The organism is Candidatus Niyogibacteria bacterium CG10_big_fil_rev_8_21_14_0_10_46_36 (assembly GCA_002772995.1).
Lineage (GTDB): Bacteria > Patescibacteriota > Minisyncoccia > 1-14-0-10-42-19 > 1-14-0-10-42-19 > 1-14-0-10-46-36.
In genome coordinates this window covers 21,318-40,136 of record PFCO01000001.1, presented here as the reverse complement: position 1 = coordinate 40,136, position 18,819 = coordinate 21,318, and the positions used below count along the sequence as shown (strand labels likewise).

The 18,819-nt window shown below is 45.9% G+C and carries 19 protein-coding genes; 9 read left to right on the top strand and 10 right to left on the bottom strand.

Going from position 1 to position 18,819, the window contains the following annotated elements:
- The first annotated feature begins 4 nt into the window (after positions 1-4).
- The 3 genes from COU47_00200 to COU47_00190 all read left to right on the top strand — a co-directional run bounded on the left by COU47_00200 (position 5) and on the right by COU47_00190 (position 3,072).
- Positions 5-871 (top strand): transaldolase, encoded by an 867-nt coding sequence (locus tag COU47_00200; GenBank protein ID PIR69848.1) that lies wholly within the window; start codon positions 5-7, stop codon positions 869-871.
- A gap of 71 nt (positions 872-942) precedes the next feature.
- Complete coding sequence (locus COU47_00195) at positions 943-1,797, top strand: hypothetical protein (GenBank protein PIR69847.1); 855 nt, start codon at positions 943-945, stop codon at positions 1,795-1,797.
- Between the two features lie 3 nt (positions 1,798-1,800).
- A complete protein-coding gene (locus tag COU47_00190; GenBank protein PIR69846.1) occupies positions 1,801-3,072 on the top strand; it encodes a glycosyl transferase family 1 in 1,272 nt (423 codons plus the stop codon).
- Here the strand turns inward: COU47_00190 and COU47_00185 are convergent.
- Both COU47_00185 and def read right to left on the bottom strand, forming a co-directional pair.
- On the bottom strand, positions 3,065-3,994 hold the full coding sequence (locus COU47_00185; GenBank protein PIR69845.1) for a methionyl-tRNA formyltransferase: 930 nt from the start codon (positions 3,992-3,994) through the stop codon (positions 3,065-3,067). The genes COU47_00190 and COU47_00185 overlap by 8 nt on opposite strands.
- 4 nt (positions 3,995-3,998) lie before the next feature.
- Positions 3,999-4,553 carry a peptide deformylase gene (def, locus tag COU47_00180; GenBank protein ID PIR69844.1) on the bottom strand — a complete coding sequence of 185 codons (555 nt, stop codon included), beginning with the start codon at positions 4,551-4,553 and terminating at the stop codon, positions 3,999-4,001.
- Between the two features lie 264 nt (positions 4,554-4,817).
- Here def and COU47_00175 point away from each other — a divergent pair, with 264 nt between their 5' ends.
- Positions 4,818-5,723, top strand: coding sequence for a hypothetical protein (locus tag COU47_00175; GenBank protein ID PIR69843.1), 906 nt, complete (start codon positions 4,818-4,820; stop codon positions 5,721-5,723).
- A gap of 19 nt (positions 5,724-5,742) precedes the next feature.
- On the opposite strand, the gene COU47_00170 is transcribed toward COU47_00175, so the two are convergent.
- Entirely contained in the window at positions 5,743-7,122 is a 1,380-nt protein-coding gene (locus COU47_00170; GenBank protein PIR69842.1) for a cysteine--tRNA ligase, read from the bottom strand.
- 78 nt (positions 7,123-7,200) lie between these two features.
- Here COU47_00170 and COU47_00165 point away from each other — a divergent pair, with 78 nt between their 5' ends.
- From COU47_00165 to COU47_00155, 3 genes are read left to right on the top strand one after another with little or no spacing between them, the layout of a single operon-like run.
- Positions 7,201-8,454 carry a hypothetical protein gene (locus COU47_00165; GenBank protein PIR69841.1) on the top strand — a complete coding sequence of 418 codons (1,254 nt, stop codon included), beginning with the start codon at positions 7,201-7,203 and terminating at the stop codon, positions 8,452-8,454.
- Between the two features lie 26 nt (positions 8,455-8,480).
- Positions 8,481-8,930 (top strand): 50S ribosomal protein L9, encoded by a 450-nt coding sequence (gene rplI / locus COU47_00160; GenBank protein ID PIR69840.1) that lies wholly within the window; start codon positions 8,481-8,483, stop codon positions 8,928-8,930.
- 45 nt (positions 8,931-8,975) lie between these two features.
- Complete coding sequence (locus tag COU47_00155; GenBank protein ID PIR69839.1) at positions 8,976-10,601, top strand: CTP synthase; 1,626 nt, start codon at positions 8,976-8,978, stop codon at positions 10,599-10,601.
- Positions 10,602-10,628: 27 nt separating this feature from the next.
- On the opposite strand, the gene COU47_00150 is transcribed toward COU47_00155, so the two are convergent.
- Complete coding sequence (locus COU47_00150; GenBank protein PIR69838.1) at positions 10,629-10,901, bottom strand: 50S ribosomal protein L27; 273 nt, start codon at positions 10,899-10,901, stop codon at positions 10,629-10,631.
- 38 nt (positions 10,902-10,939) lie between these two features.
- Between COU47_00150 and COU47_00145 the strand changes: the two genes are divergently transcribed.
- Both COU47_00145 and COU47_00140 read left to right on the top strand, forming a co-directional pair.
- On the top strand, positions 10,940-11,344 hold the full coding sequence (locus COU47_00145; GenBank protein PIR69837.1) for a hypothetical protein: 405 nt from the start codon (positions 10,940-10,942) through the stop codon (positions 11,342-11,344).
- A gap of 62 nt (positions 11,345-11,406) precedes the next feature.
- Positions 11,407-11,835: a hypothetical protein gene (locus COU47_00140; GenBank protein PIR69836.1), complete on the top strand. Its 429-nt coding sequence runs from the start codon at positions 11,407-11,409 to the stop codon at positions 11,833-11,835.
- 93 nt (positions 11,836-11,928) lie between these two features.
- On the opposite strand, the gene COU47_00135 is transcribed toward COU47_00140, so the two are convergent.
- The 6 genes from COU47_00135 to COU47_00110 form a co-directional block, all read right to left on the bottom strand.
- On the bottom strand, positions 11,929-12,579 hold the full coding sequence (locus COU47_00135; protein PIR69835.1) for a hypothetical protein: 651 nt from the start codon (positions 12,577-12,579) through the stop codon (positions 11,929-11,931).
- Positions 12,580-12,631: 52 nt separating this feature from the next.
- Complete coding sequence (locus tag COU47_00130) at positions 12,632-13,819, bottom strand: hypothetical protein (protein PIR69834.1); 1,188 nt, start codon at positions 13,817-13,819, stop codon at positions 12,632-12,634.
- A gap of 679 nt (positions 13,820-14,498) precedes the next feature.
- Positions 14,499-14,765: a hypothetical protein gene (locus COU47_00125; GenBank protein PIR69833.1), complete on the bottom strand. Its 267-nt coding sequence runs from the start codon at positions 14,763-14,765 to the stop codon at positions 14,499-14,501.
- A gap of 132 nt (positions 14,766-14,897) precedes the next feature.
- Positions 14,898-16,256, bottom strand: coding sequence for a hypothetical protein (locus COU47_00120; protein PIR69832.1), 1,359 nt, complete (start codon positions 16,254-16,256; stop codon positions 14,898-14,900).
- Between the two features lie 7 nt (positions 16,257-16,263).
- A complete protein-coding gene (locus COU47_00115) occupies positions 16,264-17,739 on the bottom strand; it encodes a glutamate--tRNA ligase (protein PIR69831.1) in 1,476 nt (491 codons plus the stop codon).
- Positions 17,684-18,811 carry a hypothetical protein gene (locus COU47_00110; GenBank protein PIR69830.1) on the bottom strand — a complete coding sequence of 376 codons (1,128 nt, stop codon included), beginning with the start codon at positions 18,809-18,811 and terminating at the stop codon, positions 17,684-17,686. Before COU47_00110 ends, COU47_00115 begins: the two co-directional genes overlap by 56 nt.
- Positions 18,812-18,819 lie beyond the last annotated feature (8 nt).

Here is an 18,819-nt window from a genome sequence, read left to right as displayed (position 1 = left end):
CAGCATGAAGCATAACGTACGTAAAACAAGAATATTTTTAGATAGCGGGGATCCGACCGAGACAAGGAAGGCGCAGGAGATGCTCGGATTTTTAGACGGGCAGACAACGAATCCCACACTTGTTGCGCGCAACCCCGCCGTACAAGAACGGCTGCAACGGGGTGAAAAATTCTCAAATGATGAGATTTTCAAATTTTATAAAACGGTAGTGGGGGAGATATCATCTCTCATCCCGCATGGATCCGTATCTGTTGAGGTATACGCAGATGAGCGCACAAGCGCCGAAGAAATGTTCTTACATGGACGGGGGATGGCGTTATGGATTCCGAACGCACATATTAAGTACCCGACAACAAAAGAGGGGCTGCTTGCCGCAGACATGTCGGTCGGAGAGGGGATGCGCGTCAATATGACATTGGTATTTGCGCAGGAGCAGGCAGCGGCGGTGTATGCGGCGACACGGGTAGCGAAGCGGGGCGATGTATATGTTTCTCCGTTTGTGGGCAGACTTGATGACCGCGGCGAAAACGGAATGGATTTAATAAGAAACATTATTCAGATGTATAAAAAAGGCGATGGGCATGTGGAAGTGCTCACCGCGAGCGTACGTTCGCTTGACCACTTAATGCAGGCAATGGCGCTTGGGTCTGATATCGTTTCAGCTCCTTTCGGCGTGCTTGAAGAATGGGCGGGGAAGGGCATGCCTATACCGGGGCCGGAGTACTCATACAAGCGGGACGATTTGCTGGATATTCCGTACGATACCATCCCCTTAGACAAGCCCTGGGCGACATATAAAATACACCACGAATTAACAGATAAGGGCATAGAACGGTTCTCTCAAGACTGGAATAGCCTTATCGGCGTGTAATCAAATATATCCCGCAGACATGCGGGATTTTTGTTTGATTTCTTTTTGATATAGCAAGATAATAAAGGTATATGTATCTTTTGTTTGATATCGGCGGGTCAAAAATGCGTTTTGCTGCTTCTTCTGACGGAAAGCGTTTTTCTGATGTAAAAGTAGTTCCTACTCCTCAAAACTTTGAAGAAGGGGTAGCGCTTTTCGGTACGGTCGCAGGCGAGCTGGGCGGAGGAAAGGCATTTGATGCGATTGCGGGAGGTGTCGCAGGTCCTTTGAACAAAGACAGGACGCGCTTGGTAGCCGCTCCAAATTTGCCGTCCTGGGTGGCGCGTCCCTTAAAGCGCGAACTTGAAATAGCGGCAAAAGGACCGGTGCATCTTGAAAATGACACGAATATGAACGGCCTTGGGGAAGTGTACTTTGGTGCCGGGCGCGGACATGATATTGTGGTGTATCTCACGGTAAGTACCGGCGTTGGCGGCTCTCGTTTTGTCGACGGACGGATAGATGCGAGCGCATTCGGGTTTGAGCCAGGGCATCAGATTATTGATGCATCGGGCGCTCTCTGCCCTTCTTGCAGCAAGGATGGCAGACACGATCTTGAGTCGTATATTTCAGGGAAAGCATTTGAACAGCGCTTCCGCAAAAAGCCGTTTGAGGTTACTGACTTAAACATATGGGATGAAGCTGCGCATTTTCTTGCATATGGGCTTAATAACACTATAGTTCATTGGTCGCCCGAAGTTATCGTACTCGGCGGCTCTATGATTACCGGAGCTCCAGGTATTCCGCTTGAGCGGGTAGAATATCATTTAAATCATATTATGCAAATTTTTCCCGTTCTCCCAAAATTAGAAAAAGCGCAATTGGGAGATGAGGGAGGACTGTGGGGCGCTCTTATATATTTGGGAAAGAAGTTATACAATTCGTAGAACATGTGTAGTATGGCATTGTCTCCTTCTATTCTTCGTTTTCGTGAAGTAGAGAAGAAGTCACTTTCAGACTACTTTCAGTTTCTCTCTCTCAAAAAACGCGAGGAGATACGGCGCTCTGCGGAGCACCTTGCGGGCAAGCGGGTCGTTCATATTAATACGGCGCCCGAAGGCGGGGGTGTTGCCGAACTTCTAAAAAGTCTTGTCCCATTAGAGCGGGACATTGGCATGAAAAGCGAATGGTGGACGGTGAATGCTCCCCCGGAGTTTTTTGTCGTAACTAAAAAGATACACAATGCCCTTCAAAGCTCCCCGCTTTCATTATCTGAAAACGAAAAGAGCATGTATTTTAATGTGAATAAAAAAATAGCATCTGACCTACGCGGCATGGAGAAGGCCGATATCTATATTATCCACGACCCTCAGCCGCTTGCGCTTATCCGCGACTTTAGGGAGGGAGTAATGATATCACGGATGCATATTGATCTTTCAAATCCAAATCAAGAGATACTCTCCTTTTTAAAACCGTATATACGGGCATATGACTGTATCGTATTTAGTATGAAGGAATTTGCGATTCCCGGTGTGCGTACAAAAAAGGCGTACATTCTCCCCGCGATAGACCCATTCACGCCCAAAAATATCCATATAGATGAGACGCTATGCTGCAAAATACTGCAAGGATTTGGCGTTCATTCTGACAGGCCCCTTATAACCCAGATATCACGGTTTGACCCATGGAAAGATCCCCTGGGCGTGATACAGGCGTACTACCATGCAAAAAACGAGATACCAAATCTTCAGCTGGTACTCGTTGGTTTTGCCGAAGCGCAAGACGACCCCGAAGCGTATGAGGTCTTTGAGCATGTAAAAAAACATGCATCAGGCGATCCCGATATTGTTGTATTTTTTGATCCAAAAACGCTCGGCACATTTACCAATGAAATGCTGGTGAATGCCGTACAGACTTCTGCGGATGTTGTGGTGCAAAAATCTCTCAAAGAAGGGTTCGGGCTCACAGTGACCGAAGCCATGTGGAAGGGAAAGGCGGTCGTTGCGGGGAATGTTGGTGGCATCAAAAAACAAATACGGAACGGCAAGGACGGATATTTAGTTGATACGCCGATGGAGGCCGCGGGGCGCATTGTTGAATTGATACGAAACAAAAAATTAAATGTGCGCCTTGGGAAGTCTGCAAAAACACGCGTAAAGCAGAACTTTTTAATGAGCAGGCATCTGGAGGATCATTTGCAACTATATAAAAATTTTATGTAAGTTTTTCTCCAGATAGAAACGAATTGCCCCGCAGGAAGTCTTTGCCCGTCATATTTTGCTTTCCTTCGGGTTTTATAGAATCTATAACAAGCATAGTGTCGGACGCGGCGATTGCAAAATCGCCATTTTTTGTTTTTATGACAGTCCCGGGCGGGTGCTTCTCGCTTGTGTTTTCTATGTGCGCTTTTGTGATAATAAGGCGCGTTTTTCCATCCGTGAATGTATATGTCCCAGGCCATGGGTTGAGTGCCCGCACCTCCCGCTCAATGGCAGCGCCAGACTTTTTCCAATCAATATGCCCGTCTTCTTTTTTAATCTTTTTGGTATATGTTGCTTTTTCGTGGTCCTGCTCTTTGGGTGTAATTTCTCCCGCTACCCAGGCAGGGAGCAGGTCTGCAAGCATGCGCGCGCCAAGTTCCGCGAGCGCTTGCTCTAGTTTCGGGTATGAGAGATTTTTTGCTTCTAACGCTTGTTGGGCAAGTATTGGCCCATGGTCTACTTCCTCGTCGGTAAGCATAAGGGTCGCGCCGGTTTCTGCGTTTTTCAGTATTGCGGTTTGTATGGGGCTCGGTCCGCGCAAAAGCGGCAAGAGTGAGGGATGGATGTTTATCGTGCCCTTCGGCGGTATATTTAAAATTTCTTTCGGGATTATCTTTCCGTAAGAAGCGACAACAAACACATCAGCATGTTTTTCTTGAATGGCGTGCACAGCGTCCCTGTCTTTTAGAGTGCTTGGAGTTATGACAGGGATGGAATGTTCTTCAGCCCAAACTCTCACGGGAGAAGGGGAGAGTTGGAGTTTGCGCCCTTTTGGTTTATCGGGAGTGGAGACAATAAGAAGCGGCGCCATGCCCGCTTTTTCTAATATCTCAAGCGCAGGTATCCCGAAGGATGATGTCCCAAAAAATATTATTTTTATCATATGATCATTCTTCTTTTGGCGGTGCAAATTCTTTCACATCTTTTGCGGAATCTATAAAAAGGATGCCATTTAAGTGGTCCACTTCATGCTGAAAGATTTCTGCAAGAAGGCCGGAGGCGCCGCGCTCCATAGATTCCCCGCGCTCGTTATATGCACGAAGCGTTACTTTTTCAAAGCGTTTTATTTTTCCGTACATGCGCGGGACGCTTAAACACCCTTCATCCATAATGATAGTGGTTTTGGAGCGGTTCTTTATTTCTGGGTTGATGTAAATATCTACCTCCGAAAGAGGGTCTTTTTTTCGAGCTTCTTCCTGGTCTTTCTTTTCTTCGCTTAAGGTGAGGACTTTTTTGAGCACAATAAATACGCGGAGAGGTGCTCCAATTTGAGGGGCTGCGAGTCCCACGCCATTTTCGCTTTCTAATAATACTTCTGCCATGGTGCGGATAAGGGATTGTGTGTCTGGCGATCGTATGTCTTCCTTTTTGACTTCCTCTGCTTTTTTACGGAGCACCGGGTCGGGGTCTAGTACTATTTTTTTTTTGTATTTCATTGGCATATGTTCTCATATTTTACGATAGAATTGGACTCTTGACAAGATAATATATACATGTACAATGGGAAAAGATAAGTTAGCATCCTTTCCCTCGTCTGGCTTTTTGCCAGAGACGACAAAAGAGTCGAGGCTCTCATTTTCGCAAGGATGCGTGGCAACCCCTGTCCTTTACCCTGAGCGCATGAGCTCGAAAATAAGGGGGGGCAGTATATTGATCGAAGCGGAACATGTCTTGCGTGCACTATAGTCCGGACTATAGCAAACGGTGTGGGCAAGGGACCGCATGAAAGACAGATATGTTCACGCAGGCGGCAAACCCCCGCCTATAAAGAGAATGTACGATCTCTTCTCACGCGTGAGGGGGAGCGCTCTCATTCTCAAGGGATTGAAGTCTTTCAAGGGCTTGCAAGCCCATCCCTTCTTTTTAAAAGACCTGTAACCAGGTCTTTTCTTTTTGAGCAGGTTTTTGTGTCTTATAATGAGAGTAATATGCCAGGAGACAAAAAGACAAACATACATATAGCAAAGATATTCCACGAGATAGCTGAACTTCTGGAATTAGAGGGAGTGAAATTCAAGCCGGCCGCATACCGAAAGGCGGCGCGCGCGCTTGAAGAGATGGCCGAAGATATTGCGGATGTTTATGAGCGGGAGGGCATAAAAGGGATACAAAAAATGAAAGGTATCGGAAAAAGCACGGCGGAAAAAATAGAAGAATACATTAAAAAAGATGCGATACGGTATCAAAAAGAACTTCAAGACAAAACAGCAATACGCCAGATTATCGCGCACTTTTTTAAAAGCAAAGGGATATCGCTTGAAGAGCTTAAAGAAAATGCACGCAAAAAAGCGATAGTATACTCACGCTACACCGCTCCCGCAAAAAAATTGCTTGAACTTGCGGGCTCCACTCAAAAAGCAAAAGAAGCGATAGATAAAGTGGCGACATGGGCAAATTCGCGTAAGCTTGATTACGCAATAGAAACAATATTTAAAAAATGGCTTGAACTTGATCGTCTCAAGCCGAAGGAAATAGTAAAAAAGCCATTCTATGATGGGCACCCAATGGTATGGTCGGATACCAAACAACGCTGGTTTGTGGTAAGAGGAGGAGGGGATTGGCTGGAATTTGCCGGAGACGAGAAAGATATAGAGTGGCGGGTTATAAAATAGCGCAGACCCGGGGTCTGCGCTATTTTATTTCCTTTTGGATGAATACCGGTCCCTGTGGCGTATCGTCTATGAGCCAGCCATGGTTTTGTATGGTGTCCCGGAGTTCGTCGGCTTTCTTCCATTCCTTTTTCTTCCTGTGGTCGTCACGTTGCCGTGCGAGTTTTTTTATGTCTTTTGGCGGGTTCGGTTTCTTGATGCTCTGCAGTCCGAGCCCTAAGATTTTGTCTGCCCAAAGAATATCGGCGAGCGAGACAGTATCGGCATGGTCCCAAAATGCTGCAAGTGCTTGGGGTGTATTCAGGTCGTCCGCGAGGGCTTTTGTGAATGCGTTCCGGAATCCGTGATTGTCTTTCTTTTTATGCGTTTGAAGAAGCTTTTGGATGTGCTGGACAATGCGGTGCCGTGCTGCGCGCGCCCCTGCAAGCGCTTCAAGCGAGAATAAGAGGGGAGAGCGGTAGTGCGTTCCCACTACAAAGTAGCGGTAATCAAGCGCATGGAATCCTTTTTTGTATAACTCATCAAGTGTTAGCAGGTTGCCTTCCGACTTGCCCATACGCTTGCCGTCTACCTGTAAAAAGTTTCCATGAAGCCAAAACCGCACAAATTGCTTTCCGGTTGCGGCTTCCGACTGCGCTAGCTCATTTGTATGATGCACCGGGATATGATCAATGCCGCCCGCGTGGATATCGAATTCTTCACCCAAATATTTCATACTCATCGCAGAACATTCTATGTGCCACCCAGGAAATCCTTTGCCCCACGGCGAGTCCCATTCCATCTGGCGTTTTTCACTAGGATTGGAAAATTTCCATAACGCAAAATCTTGTTCGTTCTTTTTTTCTTCCGTTTGGATGCGCTCGCTTTTTTGAGCATTGGCGGGTTTCGTTTTCCAAAGAGCCCCGTATGCTTTGAATTTTTTCGTATCAAAGTATACGCCATCTGATATTTTGTATGCGTATCCTTTTTTTTCTAACGTTTTGATAAGGCGTATTTGTTCTTCAATATGTTCAGTTGCGCGGGGGAATGCGTCGGGCGAAAGAATATTCAGGAGCTTGAGGTCTTTTTTAAAAGCGTCTTCATAGAAACGCGCAAGTTCTTCCGCGGTTTTCTTTTGACGCGTCGCTTCTTTTTCCACCTTGTCTTCCCCGGTATCCTCGTCGGAAGTAAGATGCCCCACATCCGTAATGTTCATAATATGCTTTACTCGGTATCCGGAAAGAACGAGCGTCCGCTTGAGAATATCCTCAAAAATATAGGTGCGGAGATTGCCGATATGAGCATATTGGTAAACAGTCGGTCCGCAGGTGTAATACCCCACATCACGGCCATGGAGAGGCTGAAACAGGTCTTTTTTATGAGAAAGCGTATTATACAAAGTGAGTTTTTGTATGGCTGGCATGTTCATATTGTAGCGGTATTTTTATCCTTTTTCCACAAGTTGACCATAGGATATATTTTTGGGATACTAGAATAAAATATGTCTTTTCGGAGTAAAACATTCACTCTGGCGGCAGGAGCGATTATCGTAGTCGCTGTTTTTAGTATTGGGTTCGTTTTGGGGAAGCAGCAGAATGCCGCAATCAATTCGGTAACCGAAGTGTACAACAAAAACAGTGGCAATACTGATGCGGTTGATTTTTCATTGTTTTGGCAAACATGGGCGACGCTAAAAAGTAAGTATGTTTCTTCAGACGACATAGATCCACAGGATCTTGTGTGGGGCGCTATTCGGGGCATGGTGGACGCGGTAGGCGACCCCTATACCGTCTTTCTCCCTCCGCGCGAAAATGAGCTATTCCAGAGCTCCGTACGGGGTGATTTTGAGGGGGTGGGGATGGAGATAGGTATGCGGAATGACTTATTGACGGTCATCGCTCCCCTGGAAGGGACGCCTGCGGATCGCGCAGGGATTAAGGCGGGGGATCAGATAATACAAATAGATGACATGTCTGCCGCCGGTGTTTCGCTTGATGAAGCGGTAACGCTTATACGGGGCCCGAAGGGGACTGATGTGGTGCTTACTCTTTTGCGGAAGGGCGAAGATGAGCCGGTAAAGATAACTGTAACGCGCGATCGCATTGAGATTCCTGTTGTTGAAACTGATACGCGCGAGATTGTAAGCAAGGGCGAAGAAGCGGGCGACAAAACCGCGCACACCGTAGGAGATGATATTTATATTATCCGGCTCTTTAGTTTTTCTGAAAATTCAACATCTGCGTTCCGGGCTGCAGTCCGCGACATGATTCTTTCCGGGCGCCAAAAGTTAATTCTTGATTTGCGTAACAACCCGGGCGGATACCTGGAAGCGGCGGTTGATATATCAAGTTGGTTCTTGCCGCTTGGCGATGTGGTGGTGCGCGAGGATTTTGGTTCAGGCGAGGAGCAGGTACATCGTTCACGGGGGTATGAAACGCTTGAAGGAAAATCGGTAGTAATTCTTGTGAACGAGGGCTCCGCGTCGGCTTCAGAGATTCTTGCAGGGGCATTGCAGGATCATGGTGTAGCAACCTTGGTTGGCACAAAAACATTCGGGAAAGGGTCAGTGCAGGAACTCATCCCGTTTGATCAAGATAGTGCGCTGAAGGTGACTATTGCCCGTTGGCTGACGCCGGATGGGCACTCCATATCCGACAATGGCCTTGATCCGGATATTGTTGTTGAACAGGAGGATGACGAACAGGGTGTTGATGAGCAGCTTGAAAAAGCAATAAACATACTGCAGGACAAATAAATCATATTATTAATGAATAATTACATATGAAGGTTATATTTTTAAACGAAGTCCCCGGCGTTGGGCACAAAAACGATGTAAAGGAGGTTAAAAGCGGCTATGCGCGTAATTTTTTGTTGCCGAAGCATCTTGCGGTAGAGGCAACGCCGAATGCGCTTAAGACCCTTGAACAGAAGAAGCAGGAAGAGGCAGCAACACTAGAGAAAAGCACCACATTGTTAAAAGAGGCGCTTGGCGAGATTGCAAAGGCATCAATAGAAATCACTGCAAAGACAAACGACAAGGGCGCACTGTTCAAAAAACTGCATGCAAAGGACATCGTAGACGCTATTAGCAAAGCAGGGTTTTCTGCGATTGCTGAAGAAGATATCCTTCTTGAAGAACCGATAAAGGAGGAGGGGAAGCATATGGTTCGTATACAGCGCGGGAGCGCTGAGGCAACGATTACGGTAACAGTAGTTTCGGCGAAGGAATAAATTTATTTACCAATTCATTTTTCTTTTTACTCGTTCATAGATATTATGGCCAGGTATATTTTTGTTTTAGGCGGAGTAATGTCGGGCATCGGTAAGGGTGTCGCAACGGCATCCATCGGTAACATTCTCAAGAGCTACGGTTTTTCGGTGACAGCCATAAAAATTGATCCCTATCTAAATGTGGATGCAGGAACCATGAACCCCGTAGAGCACGGTGAGGTCTTTGTGACTGATGATGGTTTGGAGTGTGATCAGGATATCGGGAATTATGAGCGGTTTCTGGGCGCTCCGATGTTCCGGTACAACTATATGACGACAGGCCAGGTTTACCAATCAGTCATCGCAAAGGAGCGGGCAATGTATTATGGCGGGAAATGTGTAGAAGTGGTCCCGCATATCACCGGAGAGATAACAGAACGCATTGAACTTGCAGCGCGCAAAACAAAGGCTGATTTTGTGCTGATAGAGGTGGGAGGCACAGTAGGTGAGTATCAAAACAACATATTCCTGGAAGCGGGCCGTATGATGAAATTGAAAGCACCGGATAAGGTGATGTTCATTATGGTAAGTTATTTGCCGGTGCCGAAAATGATAGGGGAGATGAAAACGAAGCCCACGCAGCACGCGGTACGCATTCTCAATAGTATCGGTATCCAGCCGGACATGATACTTGCGCGTTCCGCCCATCCGATTGATGCGCCTCGGAAGCAAAAGATAGCGATATTCTGCAACATCAACGAAGAAGATGTAGTATCGGCCCCTGACATTGAAAGCATTTACGAGATTCCTATTAATTTTGAGAAGGATAACCTTGGGAAGCGGGTGCTTGCAAAATTCGGCTTAAAGCGGCGGCAAAGCAATATGCGTGAATGGCGGGCATTGGTGCGGCGTATTAAAAATATAAAAAAGACGGTCCGCATCGCGGTTGCGGGGAAGTACTTTGCTACGGGAAATTTTATGCTTTCCGATTCATATATTTCTGTTCTTGAGGCGATTAAGCATGCAGCATGGCGGTCTGGATTTAAACCCGAAATACACTGGATAGACACCGAAGAGTATGAAAAAAAACCGGCTCGTGTGCGTGAGCTCGAAAAATTTGACGGTATTGTCGTTCCGGGCGGTTTTGGGAAACGTGGCATTGAAGGAAAAATAAAAGCAATCCGATATGCGCGTACGCACAATATCCCGTACCTTGGACTCTGTTACGGCATGCAGCTCGCAGTCATTGAATTTTCACGCAATGTCGGAGGCATGCGGAAAGCGCATACAACAGAGATTCAATCACAAACCCCGCATCCGGTCATTGCGACTATGCCTGAGCAGGAGGTTAATCTAAAGAACAAAGACTATGGGGGCTCAATGCGTCTTGGGATGTATCCCTGCGCGCTGAAAGAAGGGACTACAAGCTTTCGGGCGTACAAGGAAAAAAATATTTTTGAACGCCACCGCCATAGGTACGAAATGAACAATGATTTCCGGGAGCGCCTGGAAGAAGCGGGGCTGGTGGTCGCCGGCACAAATCCTCAGCGCAATTTGGTAGAAATTATAGAGATAAAGAATCATCCATTTTTTGTAGGGACGCAGTTTCATCCCGAACTCAAATCAAGTCCGCTCAAGCCCCATCCCTTATTCCGCGAATTTTTGCGGGTAGCAGTGAAAAAGAAAAAATAAAATCCCTGGACAAGTCCAGGGATTTTATTATGCGACGGAGACAACTTTTACTTTTTTTGTTTTTCCGTTAAAGCCAGTCTTTCTTTTTTCTTTGAATGCCACGGTTCCGTCTTTGAGTGCGAATATCGTGTGGTCTTTGCCGATGCCCACATTTTTACCCGGAGTATACCTTGTTCCGCGCTGGCGAACGATAATAGAACCTGCCTGCGCTTTCGCGCCGTCAGATAATTTTATCCCTAAATATTTTGGTTTTGAGTCCCGTAGGTTCTTTGTTGAACCCTGGGCTTTGGTATGTGCCATAGTTGTTTATTGTGAGGCTATTTACTAGAATAGTTCTTATGATACCCGAAAATGATAAGGATATCAAGACCCCCATTCGCCAAGGCTTCGGCGGGCAGGGATGGATACGGGACAACGCAAGCGATCTTTTTCTTGCTGGGAGCTTTTTTCTTATAGCCGTTATTGGCTTTGGATTGGGGCGTTTTTCAGTCATTTTAGGCGAGCATAGCGCGTTTTCAGTTCGTGTTGAGGAGGAAGGCGCTTCGTTGGGGATTTTAGGCAGCGCGGCGGGGGAGAGCGTAGAAAACGGCATGTATGTGGGCTCAAAGAACGGAAGCGTGTACCATTTACCGGGATGCTCAGGAGCGCTCCGTATAGCAGAAGAAAATAAAATCCTATTTTCATCAAAGGAAGAAGCGGAGAGTTTGGGGTATAGGGCGGCAAAGAACTGTGAGGGGATATAGATATTGACTGTATTTAAAATATATATTATAATTTTAATCAAATTAAAGGAGGTGTTTGAGAGGTGAATATAAGGAAAAAGCACTCACTGTTTGTGCTATTGCTCGTTGCGGTTCTTTTTGCGAGCGGGTTTTATGCGGGTATGCGGACAGAAAAAATAACGTATAAAAAAGGCGAGGGATATGAGCATGTCTTCTCCGGAGAAACGCTTGATATTGCGTATACAGTAAAGAAAGAAAATGCCCAGGTAAAAAGCATCGGTGAGGCGCTCGTAGAGCTATCGGTGCAAGCAACGGAAGAAACACTTGGCCTTTATGGTGTAAGAAATAATAAGTTATTCCAAAAAGCGTCTCGTGCGCTTGCGTATGGTTTGCGTCATTTTTCTTTGCAGCTCATCCAAATGATGAAACAAACATTAGACTCGGAGCAAGAACAGCAGCAGTTTCAAAAAAAACCGTACTTCCCGCGGGATGGGAGAAAAATAGAAACGTAAAACAAAGCAGGCACAAGCAGCATTCTTATAATTTGTCAGGTAACAAGAGGTTCGACATAACAAAAAATAAAAAGCGTATCTTCGGGTACGCTTTTATTTTATGTTTTTTAAATCAATATGTGCCAAACTTCTCACCAGAATGTCTGCGGGGTATTTATTCTTATCTAAAATATCACTCTGCACAAGACCGATACATCTCATGCCTGCTTTTTTTGCCGCGATCATGCCTTGTATGCCATCTTCTATTACAATGCAATATCTGGGATGTATCCCAAGACGTTTTGCGGCAAGCAAAAACACATCCGGTTCCGGCTTCCCGTTTGGGACCTCTTGAGCGCTTGCAATTGCGTCAAAGTCAGACAAGATGCATAATTCTGTAAGTACGAGTGCGATAAAATCCATACGTGAAGCGCTCGCAACAGCAATGGGCGTAGCATCTTTTTTGAGATGTTTAATGCATGCAATCGTGCCGGGAATTGCTTTGATATTTCCCTGAACTGCTTTGAATATTCTTTTCCACCGTTCTTCCGCAAGCGGTTTGATGTCCGGCATTGTTTTATTGAATTGTTTGAATACGGCAGGGAACATGTCGTAACTCATAGTGCCTGCGTATTGTTCCGTAAGCTCGCTGGGGGAGATATGAATCCCGTGTTCTTGCAACATGTCTGATTCTATTGCCGCACAGACACTTTGAGTGTCTGAAATAACGCCGTCCATATCAAATATGACTGCATGCACGCTCATAGGTTTTCCTTGGTAATGTTCGTTTATGGAAAGAATATCAGGAGGATACGACTTATTCAAGGTCTTCGGGCATAATTTTTTTCTTTCGCATCAAAAGAGATTCCGTTGTGCGTTTACGCAAAAGCGCTTCGTCTGTGAGGCGTTTTTTTGTTTGGGAGGGGAGTAGGGGTATTAATTTCTCGAGTTTCTTGTGGTCCGCAGCAAGCACCTCCCCCCATTTGTTAATTGCTTCAAGCGCAGGACGCGCTTTCTCAATATCGTAAATATCTTGTTCGCGGATAGTGCGCGTAACATAGCCCTCATCGGTGAATAAGCGTTCAAATTTTTTATCTCTCATGTATCCCAAAAGAACCGCTTGAAGCTCTTTGATGCGGGCGGTGGTCTCTTGGGCCGCGGTCTTTAGGGCGATGTACTCTTTGAGTGTGTTCTGGGCGGCAGTATCGTCCAGATTGTGGGGTGTGTCTTTTTTTGCGTACAAATAGCTCCACATGGGGCATATTTTATTGTATGGGTGCATAGCGCAGAGAGGAGAGGACTGCGCAGGAAAATCGTCGCGTTTTTGGCGGTCTTGTATCTCGCGTATTGTTGCTAGTATTTTTTGCTTGGTTGCCTTGAGTTCCTCGGCGGTACGCGCGGTTGTAAGATGCTCGCCGTGCTGGAGGTATTGCAATGTGAGTTTTATTTTTTTACCCGCAAGGTGCGGCCAGCGGGAAAGCACTCCCAGGTGATATATCGCAAGCTGCAAGTTTTTATCGGCGTGGTCTTGCGCGGGCATTCTGCGCGCGGTTTTGTAGTCAATTATTTCGTATGTATTGTCATCTATTTTGTCTACGCGGTCGATGATGCCCGAAAGCGTATGCGTCTCGCCGGTTTCAGGATCCTGAAGGGGAGCCTCAAACCGGGTTTCGAGACCAAGGGTCGTAAAGTTCCATGCAGGATGTTTTTTGTAAAAACGCGTGAGCATGTCTGTGCCGTTCTTATGAAGCGCACTTTTTTCGTAATCGTCTTTGAATGATATTTTTTCTATGCGTTCTTCCCACTTTTTATTAAAAAAGCTAACAACCTCGTCTACAGTAGGGAAGAGGGGGTTTTTTGTGAATAAAAAATTAAGAGCCTCGTGCACCGTAGTACCCAAAAATGCCTCCTTAGTTTTTGGGAGGCGTACTTTATCAAGCACAACGCATTTAAATACATGCGGGCAGCGTTCAAATAATTCCAGTGCTGAATAGGAGATACGCATAGGCTTTTATGGTGATACCGGAGGCTGAGGCGTCTTACAGAGCATGGGGTCAGTTCCGGGTATAAAGCCCCACAATTGAAAATCTACATCAAAGATGCGCGGTAAAGAAAAACACATAGATGTATACACCGCCGCATACACAAGCACAAGAATCACTATCCATTTAAATATTTGAGGCACCATATAATATCCATTATAAATGCCCGTCTCCGTTAGGGGAAATGGCGGTTCTAGAGATATACAATGTCGCACAATATACCTTTTGCGACATATATAGTGTGAGGCCTATGATGAGACCGCTTCCCTCGTATCAAATTGGAATAAAAAACAGATCAGATACATTGTATCTGATCTGTTTAATGGCGTGCCGTCCTTAACAAGATTCATATCGGTTTGTTCAGTGGTTGTCATTGTTTATTTTTCTTGAGAGCTCTTCCAACCTGTGGAAATATCACGTTTGCGATATTAGGCATTTCGGTTTGCAGTGTTCTGTACAGCTTATCCGTACACCCGCAGAGAGTATCTTGGATCGGTTCTTTGGAGCAGCAATCATTAAAAGAAAAAAACCAGCTATAGCGTTCATACGTCTTCTCCTTTCCCCTCTTTTTAATGTTCTGGAATAGAAAAATAGTAGCATAAAATATGCTATTTGTCAATTATCAGAATGGCGAGTATTTACTTATGACTGGGAAGGTTCGGTGACCGGGTGTTCTTTTATCTGTTCCTTTATCGGCGTGAATATAAACTCTACGAAGAAGTTCCACACGGCGGTTGTAGGTGCTTTAAGATAATTCTCCCAGATAAAACTGGACCAATGCCAAACAAAAGAAAAATTGTTGCGGAGCGTTTCGTTTTGGGTGAGAGATGAGAGCGACACACCAAGAAGGCTCAATACAACAACGAAGAGTATGAATATAATAAGAATTTGGATAATACCCTTCTCCATATCTTTATTATACCCCACAAGATATAGTCCTGTAAACTCGTGGAGCTAATGGGAGCGAGCTCTTATCAATAAACAACCAATACGGGGGGGGGTTGGTGGTGTGTTTTGGGCGTTAGCTGGTTATAACCCCCCCTAGAGGTAACTCAAGGGGTTTAGATAGCCGTTTTGGGGTGATATTGGCAAATGCAGAGGCGTTCCGCATATTTTGCTTTTGTAGTAATATGTATCGTTCGGATTAAGCGAAGTAACTTGAACCGCCTGCGTTGCAAACACGGTAAAATGCAAATGGGGTCCGGTAGAATAGCCGGTGTTGCCGCTGTACCCGATGCGTTGTCCGCGGACAACCGTTTGCCCTGAAGCAATCGATATTTGTGATAGGTGCGCGTATAGGGTTGATAACCCGTTGTTATGGTCAATAAGTACCCATTTGCCATACGACACTCCGCGGCATTGTTGATCGGTATCCCCCACATCGCGCACTATTCCGGATTCGGCTGCATACAGAGGCGTCCCGGTGGTAGCACGAAAGTCTGTGCCGTTATGTCCCTTGCCGTTATACACTTGCGGGTTTTGGGTAGCAAAGTCAGTGTTTCCAAAAAATTGTGTTATGCAATTTTTAGAGCCATTTCCGCCGCGAAAGCAGCTCAACAGAGAGACATATTCTAATGGCCAACCAAGAACACCGGTCCCTGATTGCGGGAGCGAATTTGGATCAATGGCGACCCGGATCTGGTCTTCAATGCCTCGTATCTCTTGCTCGAGCGCTTCTTTTTTCGCAAGCCGCTCATCCAGTAATTTTTGGTATTCGCTTTCTTTTTGCCGGGTAATATCCAATAGATACGCCTTGTCATCGCGCGCACTTTTTTCTATAGCGGTCCGGTCTTGTAGTTCGCCCGCAAGAGAATTAAGCGTTGCTTTTTCCTTTTCCCGCTCTGCTTTTTCCTCTTCTTGTTCGCGTTTAATGGTGCGGAGTTCATCTAACTGTTGCTGGGTTACATTTTGCAGAGTCTCTACATAATGGAGCGAATCAAAAAAATCAGAGAGCGTTGCGTTTGCAAGCAGTATTTCAACCATGCTTTGCGATGACGTATCGTTCAATTCGCGGATAAATTCCCCGAGGAGTCTTCTGTCTTTTTGTATCTTTTCTTCTTTTTCTTGTATACCGAGATCAAGTTCCTCAATAAGAATGCCGGTAAATTCTATCTTACGTCTGGTAACGGTAATGTCCGCCTGTAATTTTTTAATAGTCGTAGTAAGACGGTTTACTTCTGCCTGGAAAGAATCTGCCTCTTTCCCCGTTTCCTCTATATCTTTTTGGTACTGCCGTATTTCCGCCTCAAGTTCTGCAATTGCGTTTTCTTTTGCTTGGAGTTGGCTTCGCAGTTCATCTACATTTGCCGCGCGGCTTGGTATTGCGGACGGCAAAAAAAGAAGTATTGCCGATACTCCTACACAAAAACGGATGACCCAATGCGTATACGGTTTTCTCATAAAAATATTACGCTGTCAATGTTTCAATAGCGTTTTTCAGGCGTTTTTCGGTTTGTTCTTTCCCAAGTATTTCTGCAACTTCAAATAATCCGGCCGAGGCGCTTTTACCGGTGAGCGCAACGCGGAATGGCCATAGTACAAACTTTTTCCCCTCAGCTTCGGCATACGGGAAAACAGCGTTGTGAACGGCGGTATGAGTGAATGATTCTTTTGGGATATTTTGAAGTGCGTTAAGAACAGTTTGCAGACGATTTCTTGTTTCGTCCGCAGTGCCCCCTTTTTCAAGAAGAAGCTCTTTACGCGCTATCGGGTCTTCAAAAAAATAGTCGACACGTTCGGTTATTTCTTCAAGGGTAGCCAGACGGGTTTGTTCAAGGGCGGATATGCTTTGCCACCACTCAGGACGGGCAATTGCGATATTTTGCCAAGTTTGTTTGAGGTACGGGAATAATAATTGCGAAAGGTCCCCTGGATCTGTGACACGGATATACATCCCGTTTATCCATTTAAGTTTTTCAATATCAAACACGGCACCCCCTTTTTGCACATCCGTGAGGGAAAAGAGCGCAATAAGTTCGTCTGTGCTGAATATGTCTTCATTACTCCCCTGTCTCGTTTGCTCAGGACGCCAGCCGAGAAGCGCTAAAAAATTAACAAGAGCGGGGGCAAGGTACCCCTCTTTTTTGTACTGCGTAACGGCTGTAGCACCGTGCCGTTTTGAAAGTTTTGATTTATCTTGCCCAAGGATAAGCGGAAGATGCGCGTATGCGGGCCGGACAAAACCAAGGGCTTCCTGTATGAGAATTTGTTTCGGCGTATTTGGGATATGGTCTTCTCCGCGGATGACATGGGTTATGTTCATTTCTGCATCATCTACGACTGCTGCAAAATTATACAGCGGTTCATCAAGTTTTTTTGCTATTGAAAAGTCTCCCAGGAGCGCGGGCATAAATGTTATCGTTCCGCGCACGATATCTTCAAATGTAAGCTCAGTATCTGCATCATTCTTAAAACGAAGTATGCCGTTTCCGTCTGCATTTTTCTCGCCATTTCTGAATTCGCAGACATGGCGCGGAGCCTGTTTGTCCTGCATTTGTTTTTCGCGCTCTACGGAAAGCTCCTCTTCGGTATGCGGACACCAGAATATCTTATGCTCGGAAAGCAAACGCTCCAAATACTTGGTGTGTGATGTTAGCCGATCCGATTGGAGGGCCTCTTCGTCCCAGGATATTCCAAGCCAGGCAAGCGCCTCTTTGATATCTGTTTCAAAGCGTTTTTCCGATCGTTCCTTGTCGGTATCTTCAATACGGAGTACGAACGTCCCTTTTTGATTCTTTGCAAATAAATAGTTAAAAAGCGCCGTACGTGCAGTACCGATGTGAAGCGGCCCCGTGGGGCTTGGTGCTATGCGGACCCGTACACTCATATCAGCTGTGCTCAAGCGCGAGATTGATAATTTCTTTTGCGATTTGTTCGGCTGCATCTTTTTTTGCGAAATTCCGCCCACCCGCCTTCATGCGCTTCCGGAGCTCTGTGTCAGATATGAGGCGGTTAATCTCTTCAAAAAGTAAATGCGGCGTAAGATTGTTTTCTTCCATAACGGTTCCGCCGCCCGAATGCGCGTATGCGTACGCATTTTCACGCTGATGGTCTTGTGCTGCGTGCGGCAACGGAATAAAAATTGTGGGCGTTTCCCACGACGCAAGCATAAAAATGGATCCTGCACCTGCGCGTGATACAGCAACATCGACTATTTGTGATACATCCCGGAGTTGCGCCTCATTAAGATATGCCACCGGATGATAGCGTGCCTTGAAATTCTCTTTTTCAAGAATAATGCCGGCGCGGTCAGTAACCTCTTTGATATGAGCACTTCCTGTTTGGTGGATTATTTGAAAATTGCGTAACGCGAATGGGAGCATGGAAAGAACGGCTTCGTTTATTTTTAGTGCGCCCTGCGAGCCGCCCATGACAAGAAGTGTTGGCAATCCCTTTTGGAGTCCGAATGTCGCATACGCGCTTTCCGCGTTACCGCCAAGGACAACCGGCCATATGGGCTGTCCGGTAAGCGCCACTTTTTCTTTTGGGAAATAATGCACGCTTTCAGGGAATGAAATAGCTATCCGTTTTGCGAAGGATGCCGCCCATACGCTTACGCGTCCGGGAATGGAGTCGGATTCGTGGATAATAGTAGGAATCTTAAAAAATCGTCCGGCAACGAGCGCAGGAAAACTTGCATAGCCCCCTTTTGCGAAAATCACATCCGGCAAATCTATGAATATGTTGAGTATTGCTTTGATAATGCCAAGCCCCATTTTGAAATAATCAAAAAAATTAAGCAAAGAAAAATACCGTCGCATCTTTCCCGCGGGGATCCAAGTAAATTGTATTTCTTCTTGGCGAAGCAAATCTTTGTCGTACGGAGATGTCGAAAGAAATGACGTTTTTATTTCTAAAATCTGATTTTCTTCAGCTATTTTCCGGATGGCGCGGTTGACGGCGATGATGGGGTAAAAGTGTCCGCCTGTACCGCCTCCGGCGTAAAGTATTTTCATAGGATGCG

Coding starts and splice junctions, on each gene's coding strand:
- COU47_00145 (PIR69837.1), top strand. CDS start 10,940: ATGATACCCGAAAATGATAAGGATATCAAGACCCCCATTCGCCAAGGC.
- COU47_00125 (PIR69833.1), bottom strand. CDS start 14,765: ATGGAGAAGGGTATTATCCAAATTCTTATTATATTCATACTCTTCGTT.
- rplI (PIR69840.1), top strand. CDS start 8,481: ATGAAGGTTATATTTTTAAACGAAGTCCCCGGCGTTGGGCACAAAAAC.
- COU47_00115 (PIR69831.1), bottom strand. CDS start 17,739: ATGCAGCCGAACAAATCGCAAAAGAAATTATCAATCTCGCGCTTGAGC.
- COU47_00150 (PIR69838.1), bottom strand. CDS start 10,901: ATGGCACATACCAAAGCCCAGGGTTCAACAAAGAACCTACGGGACTCA.
- COU47_00185 (PIR69845.1), bottom strand. CDS start 3,994: ATGATAAAAATAATATTTTTTGGGACATCATCCTTCGGGATACCTGCG.
- COU47_00135 (PIR69835.1), bottom strand. CDS start 12,579: ATGAGCGTGCATGCAGTCATATTTGATATGGACGGCGTTATTTCAGAC.
- COU47_00200 (PIR69848.1), top strand. CDS start 5: ATGAAGCATAACGTACGTAAAACAAGAATATTTTTAGATAGCGGGGAT.
- COU47_00155 (PIR69839.1), top strand. CDS start 8,976: ATGGCCAGGTATATTTTTGTTTTAGGCGGAGTAATGTCGGGCATCGGT.
- COU47_00130 (PIR69834.1), bottom strand. CDS start 13,819: ATGCGTATCTCCTATTCAGCACTGGAATTATTTGAACGCTGCCCGCAT.
- def (PIR69844.1), bottom strand. CDS start 4,553: ATGCCAATGAAATACAAAAAAAAAATAGTACTAGACCCCGACCCGGTG.
- COU47_00110 (PIR69830.1), bottom strand. CDS start 18,811: ATGAAAATACTTTACGCCGGAGGCGGTACAGGCGGACACTTTTACCCC.
- COU47_00170 (PIR69842.1), bottom strand. CDS start 7,122: ATGCCAGCCATACAAAAACTCACTTTGTATAATACGCTTTCTCATAAA.
- COU47_00165 (PIR69841.1), top strand. CDS start 7,201: ATGTCTTTTCGGAGTAAAACATTCACTCTGGCGGCAGGAGCGATTATC.
- COU47_00195 (PIR69847.1), top strand. CDS start 943: ATGTATCTTTTGTTTGATATCGGCGGGTCAAAAATGCGTTTTGCTGCT.
- COU47_00190 (PIR69846.1), top strand. CDS start 1,801: ATGTGTAGTATGGCATTGTCTCCTTCTATTCTTCGTTTTCGTGAAGTA.
- COU47_00120 (PIR69832.1), bottom strand. CDS start 16,256: ATGAGAAAACCGTATACGCATTGGGTCATCCGTTTTTGTGTAGGAGTA.